Source organism: Stenotrophomonas sp. STEN038 (assembly GCF_056759895.1).
Genome location: NZ_JBRRDW010000031.1, coordinates 49,055 through 60,460, shown reverse-complemented (window position 1 = coordinate 60,460; position 11,406 = coordinate 49,055). Strand labels below are relative to the sequence as shown.

Genomic DNA, 11,406 nt, shown 5'->3' with positions numbered 1-11,406 from the left:
AATTGAATCATTGCTTGATTAAACGTCTGCAAGATGGACAGTCATCCATTCCTGCAGGCGTCCTCACAAGATACCTGCGCATACTTTCAAAGAACTTCGAATCGGGCCTCAGCGCCTTCTTCGTAGGCTGCGACGTTTCCGTCGTAGCGAGCCGCCCATTATATGGTGGCTTTTCTGCTTCGTCAACACCTCAACCGAGGCGGTGACTTCAAGCTTTCCTTCCGCTTGCGCCTCTTGCGAGGCCCCTGCGTCGGGGGAGGTGAAGTATGTGCTTCTTTGCGGGATTTGTGAAGGGGGTGCTGGAGGTTTTTTCCAACTTTCGTTCATTGGGCCGCAGGGGGAAGCTGGGAGTGCTTTGTTTGCACCTTATTAGTGTGCGGCCCGATCAAGACATGGACCTCGCCCGACCGGTTTGAGCTTCACTTGCGCTGAAGCATCAGTACTTCGCTCTGCCCTCACCCCAACCCCTCTCCCGCAGGCGGGAGAGGGGCTTTGAGCGTCATTTGTGCGAGAGGGAGCTTTGCTCGCTTGCGCTGTCAGTTGGCTGCTACCAACAGGACACGGGCGAAGGTGCGCTTGCCCACCTGCAGCAAGCCTTCGAAGCCGGGCTGCAGCACGGTCTGTGCGTCTTCGACCACTTCGCCGTCCACCTTCACCGCACGCTCCTTGAGCTTGCGTGAGGCTTCGGAGTTGCTCGGGGTCAAGCCGGCAGCAGTCAGCAGCGCGCCGATACGCAGACCTTCGGCCGGGATGGCGACTTCCTGCAGCGGCAGCTGGGTGATGTCGCCCTGCCCCGTCACGGCGGCATTCCAACCGGCAATCGCCTGCTCGGCGGCAGCGGCGTCGTGGAAACGGGTAGTCAGCTCACGCGCCAGGCGCAGCTTGATCTCGCGCGGGTTGATGGTGCCGGCCTCGACGTCGGCACGCAATTGCTTGGCCTCGTCGATGGAGATGTCGAAGCTGAGCAGGTCGATCCAGCGCCACATCAAGGTGTCGTCCACCTTCATGGTCTTGGTGACCATGTCGATGGCCGGCTCGCTGATGCCGATGTAGTTGTTCAGCGACTTGGACATCTTGTTGACGCCGTCCAGGCCTTCCAGCAGCGGCATGGTCAGCACGATCTGCGCCTTCTGCCCGTGGTGCTCCTGCAGGCCGCGGCCCATCAGCAGGTTGAACTTCTGGTCGGTGCCGCCGAGCTCGACGTCCGCTTCCAGTGCCACCGAGTCGTAGCCCTGCACCAGCGGGTAGAGGAACTCATGGATGGCGATGGACTGCTGGGCGGCGTAGCGCTTGGCGAAATCGTCGCGCTCGAGCATGCGGGCGACGGTGTGCTGGCCAGCCAAGCGAATCATGTCGGCCGCACTCATCTTGCCGAACCACTCGGAATTGAAGCGGACTTCGGTCTTCTCGCGGTCCAGCACCTTGAACACCTGCTCTTCATAGGTGCGCGCATTGGCCAGCACGTCTTCCTTGCTGAGCGGCTTGCGGGTCAGGCTCTTGCCGGACGGGTCGCCGATCATGCCGGTGAAGTCGCCGATCAGGAAAATGACCTGATGGCCGAGGTCCTGGAACTGCCGCAGCTTGTTCAGCAATACGGTGTGGCCCAGGTGCAGATCCGGCGCGGTGGGGTCGAAGCCGGCCTTTACACGCAGTGGGCGGCCGCTTTCCAGACGCTGGCGCAGGTCTTCCACTTTGAGGATTTCGTCGGCTCCGCGACCGATCAGGGCAAGGGCTTCATCAATCGAGGACACGCTAAAACTCCCGACTTCGCAGTCAAAAACATGAATGGTGTTAAGTACAAGTTAACCACGTTAACCGATTGAAAAGCCATGCGGCTCAATGGTTTGACGCGGTATTGATAGGTGTCTATGTTACCTGCGTTTGGGCCCGCGATCCGGGTCGACCAGAGAACCGACCGATGTCCCAACCCGATCATGGCTCCGCGCGCAAACAGCGCTTCCAGGAAAGACTTCATGTCCTGCACGACAACGCCCTGCATCGGAAGTTGAAGGAACATCTGCCCGCCGCGTTCAACGAACGCTGGAACCGGCGGCATTGGATCCACGCCAGCCTGTTCGTCACCATCGGTGCATTGGCGGCCACGATCGTTCCCGGTTTTTCCAATTCCATCGACAGCAATCTGCCGTCGGCGCACTCCACGCTTGCCCTGCCCTTGCCGCCGCTGTCGCTGGCGCGGCGCGGCGAAACCCCGGGCGACAGCTGGCAGATCCAGCGGGTGGAGCGCGGCCAGACCCTGAGTGACCTGTTCGCCGCTGCTGGTGTGCCGGCCAGCACGATGCAGAAGGTGCTCGATCACCCCGGTACCCGCGATGTATTGACCAAGCTGCGCCCCGGCGCCGAAATCGCCTTCGACCTGCCGGTCAATGGCACGCTGCGCAGCATCCGCTTCGACCGCGATGGCAATCACCGCGTTGAGCTGAGCCTGCAGGGCGACCAGATCCGCGAAAAGGTCAGCGAGCGGGCAACCAGCACCCGCACTGTGGTGGCCAGTGGTGAAATCACCAGTTCGCTGTACAACGCCGCCCGCAAGGCTGGCTTGTCGCCGTCGGCCATCGCCACGATGACCGATGAAATCTTCAAGTACGACATCGACTTCTCCAAGGACCTGCAGCCGGGCGACCGCTTCAGCGTGGTGCTGGACGAAACCTGGCGCGAAGGCGAGCGCATCGACACCAGCAAGATCCTGGCGGCGACCTTCCAGACCGGCGGCAAGACCTATACCGGCTTCCGTTTTGATCGCGCCGGCAAGTCGGAGTACTTCGACCTCAATGGTCGTTCGTTGAAGAAGAGCTTCATCCGTTCGCCGATCCAGTTCGCCCGCCTGAGTTCGAACTTCGGCACCCGCCGCCATCCCATTCTCGGCACCATGCGCACCCACAAGGGCGTGGATTACGCCGCCCGCACCGGCACCCCGATCATGGCCGCCGGCGACGCGCGCGTGCAGTTCGCCGGCACCCAGCGCGGTTACGGCAACGTGGTGATCCTCGACCACGGCAGCGGTCATACCACCCTGTACGGGCATATGTCGCGGCTTGGCCCCTACCGTGCCGGGCAGCGCGTGAACCAGGGCCAGGTGATCGGCTACGTGGGCTCCACCGGCATGTCGACCGGCCCACATCTGCATTACGAATTCCGCGTCAACGGCGTGCACCGCAATCCGCTGTCGGTGACGATGCCGCCGCCGCAGCCGCTGCAGGGTGCTGATCTGGCCGCGTTCCGCGCACAGACCGCACCGGCGATGGCGCGCATCCAGGGCATGGAAGAACTGATCTACGCTGATGCCGGCGACAGCAAGCAGCCGGCGGCAACGCAGACTGCCGCAGCCGCACCGGCAGCAGGCGGCAAGCGCGGCTGAGCCAGCGCAACACCGTTGACGATACGGGCAGGGAGCTTGAAGCTTCCCTGCCCGTTTCTTTTTGGCGACCGCCATGACCTCTGTTGATCCACAGCTGCCCCTGTTCCTTGGCTTGATGTCCGGCACCAGTGCCGACGGCATCGATGCGGCGCTGGTGCAGTTTCCGCAGAGTGGCGGCTGCCGCTTCGTGCACGGTTACACGCATGCCTGGGATGGCACGACCCGCGATGCCTTGATCGCGCTGGGCCAAGGCGGTGAGCCCGCGTCGATGGATGCACTGGGGCAACTGGATGCAAGTGTTGGCATCGCCTTCGCCAGCGCTGCCAACCAGCTGTTGGAAGAAGCCGGGGTGCAGCGCGCGCAGGTGCAGGCGATCGGCTCACACGGCCAGACCATCCGTCACCGGCCGCTGAGCACCCCGGCTTTCACCTGGCAGATCGGCGATGCCAACCGTATTGCCGAGCTGACCGGCATCACCACCGTGGCCGACTTCCGCCGCCGTGATGTGGCCGCTGGCGGCCATGGCGCACCACTGATGCCGGCCTTCCACCTAGCGATGCTGGGCAGCGCCGACGAAGACCGCGCGGTGCTCAATCTCGGCGGCATCGCCAACCTCAGCCTGATTGCGCGCGATGGCAGCATCCGCGGCTTTGATACCGGCCCGGCCAATGCCTTGCTGGACGCTTGGTGCCAGCGCCATCTTGGTCATGCGTTTGATGCTGATGGGGCGTTTGCGGCCAGTGGCCAAGTGGATGCGGCGCTATTGGAGCGCTTGTTGGCCGAGCCTTGGTTTGCACTCCCGCCGCCGAAGAGCACCGGTCGCGAGCAGTTCCATCTGGAATGGGTGGAGGCGCAGCTCGGTGCAGCCTCGTTGTCACCTGCGGATGTGCAGGCGACGTTGCTGGAGCTGACGGCAGCCACGGTCGCCGCTGCGCTGCTGACGCAGTTGCCGGCTGCGCGGCGGGTGCTGGTCTGCGGCGGTGGGGTGCGCAACCCGCAGTTGCTGTCACGGTTGCAGGCGCGGCTACCGAGCGTCCTGATCGGCTCCAGTGCCGAGCACGGATTGGATCCGGATTACATGGAAGCGATGGGCTTTGCGTGGCTGGCGCAGGAAACGCTGGCTGGGCGGCCGGGCAACCTGCCCAGCGTCAGCGGCGCGCGCGGGCCGAGGATTCTGGGCGCGATTCATTTGGCGTGAGCCCCGGGGTTGTAGGAGCGGCGTAAGCCGCGAAGCTGACCCTGCGTCCACGCGACGTGCATACCCAATGCGGGATTGCCCAGCGCTGTCTACGCCGGATCCTTCAGTGACTTCGCGGCTTACGCCGCTCCTACAGGCATTTCAGGCATTGCCGGGAAGGCTTCAGCCGAGCATGGCTCGGCTCTACAGTTCTCAGATGTCGCTGCCGGTTGGTAGGGCCTGCAGGGCCTTGATGGCTTCGGAGAGGACGTCTACTTCGGGGTCTTCAAAGCCGCCACGTACGTGTTGCTCGCTGGTGAACAAACCTTGTTCCAGCAACGCCAGACAGGTTTGCTCGCGGGTCCAGCCGCGCGCCACCGACAGCCGACGAATGCGCTCCATCAGCACCGGATCGATATCCCGCAGAGTCACGTCGGCCATGTGCACCACATTGCTGTCGGTGGATCCCCCGGCGGCATCATCAACGACACCGCCGGAGGATTCAATCGGTGCGCAAGATCAACCCGCGCGCGACAGCTGGGTGGTGGCGTCGACCTCGCGTCGCAGCCACCACGCCATCAGCAGGCCTGGCATGCCAACCACCACCGATACCAGGAAGAAAATCTGCCAGCCATAGGCGTCGGCCAACACACCGGCAAACGGCCCGACAAACACCCGCCCCAAGGTCGCGAATGCCGATAGCAAGGCGTAGTGGGTGGCCGAGAAGCGTGTACCGCAGAGGCCGCTAAGCAGTGCAACAAATGCGGCCGTGCCCATGCCACCGGCGAAGTTATCCAGGCTCAACGCAAACAGCAGCAGGCCATCCATCGGCGTCGGCTGGTCCAGGTGGACGATCAGCAGGTTGAACGCTGGCACTTCAACCGTGCCCCAGGCCCCTGCCCCTTCCCGTGCCAACAGGTAGAAACCGAGATTGGAGACCAGCTGCAGCACGCCAAAACCGATCACCGCCGTCGACAGGCGCAGGCGCAGCAGGAAGAAGCCGCCGACGATGGCGCCCACAATCGTCATCAGCAGGCCGATGGTCTTATTGGCCAAACCCACTTCAGCCTGGCTGAAACCCATGCCCTTGAGCAGGAACGGGGTGGACAGGCTCAGCGCGAACGCATCGCCCACCTTGTACAGCACCACCAGTGCCAGGAACGCACCCGCGCCGCGCATGCCGAAATAGCTGCGCAGCGATGCATTGAGCGTCTCGAACTGCACCCAGCGGGTGACGCCCAGCCCCAATACCATTGCCGCCGCGATCTGGGTGACGACGAACACCAGCCGCACCCAACGATCCGCACTGTCCGGATCCAATCCGATCAGCACCAGCGCCTGATGCGCCAGCCATGCACCCAGCGCCACGCCCGCGACCAGTGCCAGGAAACCACGCAGCTCGCCGCCAGCCTTGGAAACCGGTGCCTTGAAGCGCTCCGGCAGCTGCGGCATCAACAGCAGTGCCAATACGCCGACCGCTACCGACAGGCCCGCCATGACCCGATAGACCTGCGGCCAGCTCTGCCATTGCTCGGCCCAGATCAGGGTGATGCCGCCAGACAGGACCATCGCCAGCCGGTAACCCAGCACGGTCAGCGAACCACCCAGGCCGCGCTCGGCCGGCGCCAGCAGGTCGGTGCGATAGGCGTCAATCACCACATCCAGCGTGGCCGACAAGCAGGCCACCAGCACCGCCACGGACGCAAACAACGCCAGGTTGCGCGATGGCGACAGCGTGCTCATCAAGGTCAATGCCGCGCCCAGCGCGAACAGCATCAGTACGATCCAACCGCGCCTGCGGCCGAGCAGCGGCAGATCGAAGCGGTCGATCAGTGGTGCCCACAGGAACTTGAAGGTGTAGGGGATGCCGATCAGCGACAGGAAGCCAAGCGTGACCAGGTCCAACCCGTCCACCGTCAGCCAGGCCTGCATCGCGCCACCGGTCAGCGCCAGTGGCAGGCCGGAGGCAAAACCGAGCAGCAGGATCACGAACAACCGGCGCAGGCGTTGCAGCCCGGCCGGCGGGGCCTCCACTACCGCTTCCGTCACAGGTCGTAGTCCACGGTGAACGGGGCATGGTCGGAGAAGCGCTGCCCGGTGTAGATCGAGCTGCCGCGCAGGCGCTCACGCAACCCCGGGGTGACGAACTGGTAGTCGATGCGCCAACCGACGTCGTTGGCACGGGCCGCGCCGCGGTTGCTCCACCAGGTGTAATCCTGGCCTTGCGGATGCAGCGCGCGGTAGGCATCGACCCAGCCGCGGCCGTTGGCGGTATCGGTCAACTCGGCCTGGTCGGCGCAGAAGCCGTTCATCCAGTCGCGCTCCTGCGGCAGGCAGCCGGAGTTCTTCTGGTTGGATTTCCAGTTCTTGATGTCCAGCGCGCTGCGCACGATGTTCCAGTCGCCGCACAGGACGTAGTCACGGCCGCTGGCCAGCCATTCGTCGAGGATCGGCTTGAGCCACTCCATCACCTCGTACTTGAAGCCCTGGCGTAGATCGCCCGAGGAGCCGGAGGGGATATAGAACGAGACCACGCTGAGGTTGCCGAAGCGTGCCTCGATGTAGCGGCCCTCGTCGTCGAACGGTGCCCAGCCCAGTGCGGTACGCACCTCGTCCGGCTCGCGTCGGCTCCAGATGCCTACACCGCTATAGCCCTTCTTGGTGATGGCATCGCGGTAGAAGCAGTGATGGCCATCCGGGCGGAACAGCGCGTCGGTCAGCTGCGACTCCTGCGCCTTGGTTTCCTGGATGCAGAGCACATCGGCCTGCTGGGCCAGGAACCACTCGTTGAAGCCCTTGGTGGTGGCCGAACGGATGCCGTTGGCATTGAAGCTGGTAATACGCATGAAGGACCGCTGTTGGGAAAGCTCAAGACCGGCACAGCATACCGCCCGGACCGGGGCGGCCGACAAACCGGGCCTCAGCTTTCCCCTGATAGCAGCCCGGTTCGCTGCGGGGCCCCTGTCCGGACCCGCAGCGCAGCAATTGCAAGGGCCATGCTTTACCCTAGGAGCCTCAATAGACGATAAGACAGCGTATTTACATGAGTGACCACCGTTCCCGTTTCCTGCAGCTGGCGCTGAATGCCGACGCGCTGCGTTTTGGCCAGTTCACCCTGAAGTCTGGCCGGGTAAGCCCGTATTTCTTCAACGCCGGCCGTTTTGACACCGGCCTGGCGCTGGCCCAGCTGGGCAACTGCTACGCCGACGCCATCGACGCCGCCGGTATTGCCTTCGACCAGCTGTTCGGCCCGGCCTACAAGGGCATCCCGCTGGCTACCTCGATTGCCTGCGAGTTTTCGCACCGCGGTCGCAACCTGCCGTTGACCTTCAACCGCAAGGAAGCCAAGGACCACGGCGAAGGCGGCACCCTGATCGGCGCCGACATGGCAGGCAAGCGCATCCTGATCGTCGACGACGTGATCACCGCCGGCACCGCCATCCGCGAGGCCCTGGCCATCATCCGTGAGGCCAAGGGCATCCCGGCCGGCATCGTGGTGGCACTGGACCGCCAGGAGATCGCTTCGGAAGAAGACCGCCGTTCGGCCGCCCAGGCCGTGTCCGCCGAAACCGGCATTCCGGTGATTGCCGTGGCCAATCTGGCCGACCTGCTTGCATTCGCCTCCGGGAACCCGGAACTTGTTGGCTATCGCGAACCGTTGCTGGCCTACCGTGGCCACTACGGGAGCAATCCGACAGGCTGATAGCAGGGGGCTGCCATGGTGCCGAATCCGTCCAAAACCACTGCAACGTTGTTGCTGATGCTGGCTGCGCTGGCAATGCCGGCGCTCGCCCAGAACAAGCCGTCCGATCCTGGCAAGAAGCTGTACTGCTGGGATGAGGGCGGCAAGCGCATCTGCTCGGACACCTTGCCACCGGAAGCGGTGAACAAGGCACGCGAGGAGTTCAATGCACGCAGCGGCATCCGTGGTGCCGATGTGCAGCGCGCGCTCACCGCCGAAGAACGTGCAGACGCGGCCCTGGCCAAAGCCCAACAGGAAGTGGACGCAGCGGCGGCGGACACGCGCAAGCGTACCGAGCAGGCGATGCTGTCCACGTACGCCACTGAAGATGATCTGCGCCGTGTGTTCAGCGAACGCACGGCGATTGTCGACAACAACATCAAGACCGCGGTCTTCAACGTGACCAGCCTGCGTGGCGCTTTGGCCTCCCAGCTCGCCACAGCCGGCAACAGGGAGCTGGCCGGGCAGAAGGTACCTGACAAGCAGGCCGGCGAGATCCGCCAGCGTCACAACGAGCTGCTGGCACAGCTGCGCCTGCAGACGGCATTTGAGCAGCAGCGGCAGGCGTTGGAAGTTGAAATTGCCGAGAGCCTGGCGCGATATCGCGAGCTCAAGGGGATTCCCGCGCCGGCTGCGGCAGCAGCCCCACCTGCTGCAAATGCAGCGCCAGCCAAGGGCTGAGCGGCCTAGGCGGTAGACGTCGGTTGTAGTGCCGAGCCATGCTCGGCAGCAGCTTTATCGATAAATTGTCGGATTGCGAATGAAAGCGGCCTTGGGGTCGCTTTTTTTTTAGAAGCTTCCAGTCAAAAGCTTCCCCTCATCCGCCCCTTCGGGGCACCTTCTCCCGCAGGCGGGAGAAGGGATTGGCTCCCTGCGTATGAAAGTTCGCCAGTTGCTGAAAGTCCACAGGCGGCAGAAAGCCCGCGAACTGCAGCAGAGCCACAGCAGAGCCAGCCGCAGGCCAGGACTGTCCCTTCTCCCGTTTACGGGAGAAGGTGTCCCGAAGGGGCGGATGAGGGGGCTTCTGGCTTGTGGCTTGTGGCTTTCGTTTCTGCTCCGGCACTGTTCCCACCGCAATTCCCCTCGCCTCGCCCAAAACCCCACTTTTTACGCGCCTTTTACGCCAGCCCCGCCCCAGCAGCGTCGATCGTTTACGCCCCTCAGGCGGACGATAGCGGCCTGATCGGGGTGATCAGACTTGTCGTTCGCGCCTGCCTGCCGCCCTACCCGTCCACCGACGCGTACTCCGGCAGCCCCGGCCGCGTCCTGATCCTGATTCGAGGTTTCCATGCCCGGCTGGCTTGCTCTGTTGTGCGGTGTAGTGGTGCTGATCGCCGCTGCCTACCTGTTGTACGCGGTCCTACGACCTGAGTCGTTCTGAGGAGTGCCGTCGTGATTGAACCCATCCTCATCATTCTGGCCAGTCTGGCGCTGGCCTGGCCGCTCGGCCTGTACCTGGCGCGGCTGATGCGCGGTACGCCGATGCGTATCGACGTCCTCTTCCATTGGATCGAAAAACCGCTGTACCGCGTGCTCGGCGTTGATCCCAAGCATTCCATGTCCTGGCGCGGCTATGTGGTCGCCTTCCTGCTCAGCAACCTGGTGTTGGCAGTGCTGACCCAGGCGGTGTTCATGACCCAGGCCTGGTTGCCGTTGAACCCGGACAACATCCCCAACATGCGTTGGGACACCGCCTTCCACACCATGGTCTCGTTCCTGACCAACACCAACCAACAGCACTACAGCGGCCAGGCGCAGCTGTCCTACTTCTCGCAGATGACCGGCATCACCGGCCTGCAGGTGATCACACCGATGATGGGCCTGGCACTTGCGGTGGCAACGCTGCGTGCCTTGTTCATGAAACCGGCAACAAACGACACCGGCAATGCACCGGTGCGCGTCACCGTAGGCAACTACTACGCCGACGTGGTGCGTCTGTGCCTGCGCTTTCTGCTGCCGCTGTGCCTGCTGTGGACGCTGCTGCTGAACTGGCAGGGCGTGCCCTCCACGCTGGCCGCTGGCCCGCAGGCGACGCCGATCGATGCCAGTGCCGGCATGGAAACGCAGAAGATCCCGCTCGGCCCGGTCGCAGCAATGGTCGCGGCCAAGCAGCTCGGTGCCAATGGCGGCGGCTGGTACGGCCCTAACAGCGCCTTCCCGCTGGAAAACCCGACGCCATTGTCGAATGCGCTGGAACTGATCGGCATCCTGCTGATTCCGATGGCCATCATCTGCATGCTCGGCGCCTTCACCGGCCGGCGTCGCTTTGGCGCCTTGGTATTTGGCTGCATGCTGACCATGTCGGTCATCACCACCAGCGCCAGCCTGTGGCTGGAAGGTCACAGCGCCAGCGCCGCCAGTGCGCTGCTGATGGAAGGCAAGGAAGCCCGCTTCGGCGCCGATGGCACAGCGCTGTGGTCGTCCATCACCACCCAGGTGCAGAACGGCTCGGTCAACGGTATGCATGATTCGTTGAGCCCGCTCGGCGGCATGATGCCCATCGTCAACATGCTGGTCAGCGCGATCTGGGGCGGCATTGGCTGCGGCATCCAGCAGTTCCTGGTCTATCTGATGATGGCGGTGTTCCTGGCCGGCTTGATGACCGGACGCACACCCGAACTGCTCGGCCGCAAGCTGGAAACGCCACAGGTGCGCCTGCTCGCGGTACTGGTGCTGCTGCAGCCGATCACCCTGCTTGGCCTGACCGCGCTGACCCTGGCCATCCCCGGCCTGGCAGGCACCTCCAATCCTGGTTTCCATGGCATCAGCCAGGTGTTCTACGAGTTCACTTCAGCCTATGCCAACAACGGCTCCGGCTTTGAAGGGCTGGCCGACAACACCGTCTGGTGGAACCTGAGCTGTGCGCTGGTGTTGGCGTTGGGCCGGTTCCCGATCCTGATCATCCCGCTGATCATCGCCACCCAGCTCGCAGCCAAACGGCAGGTGCCGCAAAGCGCCGGCAGCCTGCAGATTGAAACCCCGACCTTCGCATTGACGCTTATCTGCGTGGTCATCGTCCTTACCGTGCTGCAGTTCCTGCCAGCGCTGGTGCTTGGCCCGGTGGCCGAACACCTGAGCCTGCTTGCCCTGCAGGGAGCTCCGTCGCCGTGA

Annotated in this window: 10 protein-coding genes; 6 read left to right on the top strand and 4 right to left on the bottom strand. The window is 63.8% G+C overall.

From position 1 onward, the window contains the following. Nucleotides 1-536: 536 nt before the first annotated feature. Nucleotides 537-1,751, bottom strand: a complete 1,215-nt coding sequence (tyrS, locus tag ACVOLS_RS13720) for a tyrosine--tRNA ligase (protein WP_481546049.1) — start codon at nucleotides 1,749-1,751, stop codon at nucleotides 537-539. 167 nt (nucleotides 1,752-1,918) lie between these two features. Between tyrS and ACVOLS_RS13715 the strand changes: the two genes are divergently transcribed. Next, nucleotides 1,919-3,376 carry a peptidoglycan DD-metalloendopeptidase family protein gene (locus ACVOLS_RS13715; protein WP_481546048.1) on the top strand — a complete coding sequence of 486 codons (1,458 nt, stop codon included), beginning with the start codon at nucleotides 1,919-1,921 and terminating at the stop codon, nucleotides 3,374-3,376. 73 nt (nucleotides 3,377-3,449) lie between these two features. Next, nucleotides 3,450-4,574, top strand: coding sequence for an anhydro-N-acetylmuramic acid kinase (locus ACVOLS_RS13710; protein ID WP_481546047.1), 1,125 nt, complete (start codon nucleotides 3,450-3,452; stop codon nucleotides 4,572-4,574). A gap of 192 nt (nucleotides 4,575-4,766) precedes the next feature. Here ACVOLS_RS13710 and ACVOLS_RS13705 read toward each other — a convergent pair whose 3' ends face one another. From ACVOLS_RS13705 to ACVOLS_RS13695, 3 genes are all read right to left on the bottom strand, one after another. Then, a complete protein-coding gene (locus tag ACVOLS_RS13705; RefSeq protein ID WP_481546046.1) occupies nucleotides 4,767-4,994 on the bottom strand; it encodes a hypothetical protein in 228 nt (75 codons plus the stop codon). 78 nt (nucleotides 4,995-5,072) lie between these two features. Then, nucleotides 5,073-6,602, bottom strand: a complete 1,530-nt coding sequence (locus ACVOLS_RS13700) for an AmpG family muropeptide MFS transporter (protein ID WP_481546045.1) — start codon at nucleotides 6,600-6,602, stop codon at nucleotides 5,073-5,075. Further along, nucleotides 6,599-7,399: an exodeoxyribonuclease III gene (locus ACVOLS_RS13695; RefSeq protein ID WP_481546044.1), complete on the bottom strand. Its 801-nt coding sequence runs from the start codon at nucleotides 7,397-7,399 to the stop codon at nucleotides 6,599-6,601. Before ACVOLS_RS13695 ends, ACVOLS_RS13700 begins: the two co-directional genes overlap by 4 nt. Nucleotides 7,400-7,596: 197 nt before the next feature. On the opposite strand from ACVOLS_RS13695, the gene pyrE reads away from it, so the two are divergent. The 4 genes from pyrE (at nucleotide 7,597) to kdpA (ending at nucleotide 11,406) form a co-directional block, all read left to right on the top strand. Next, on the top strand, nucleotides 7,597-8,256 hold the full coding sequence (pyrE, locus tag ACVOLS_RS13690) for an orotate phosphoribosyltransferase (RefSeq protein WP_282270424.1): 660 nt from the start codon (nucleotides 7,597-7,599) through the stop codon (nucleotides 8,254-8,256). Between the two features lie 15 nt (nucleotides 8,257-8,271). Then, nucleotides 8,272-8,976, top strand: coding sequence for a hypothetical protein (locus ACVOLS_RS13685; protein WP_481546043.1), 705 nt, complete (start codon nucleotides 8,272-8,274; stop codon nucleotides 8,974-8,976). Between the two features lie 607 nt (nucleotides 8,977-9,583). Next, on the top strand, nucleotides 9,584-9,676 hold the full coding sequence (locus ACVOLS_RS13680) for a potassium-transporting ATPase subunit F (RefSeq protein WP_054660392.1): 93 nt from the start codon (nucleotides 9,584-9,586) through the stop codon (nucleotides 9,674-9,676). 11 nt (nucleotides 9,677-9,687) lie between these two features. Next, a complete protein-coding gene (gene kdpA, locus ACVOLS_RS13675) occupies nucleotides 9,688-11,406 on the top strand; it encodes a potassium-transporting ATPase subunit KdpA (protein WP_481546042.1) in 1,719 nt (572 codons plus the stop codon).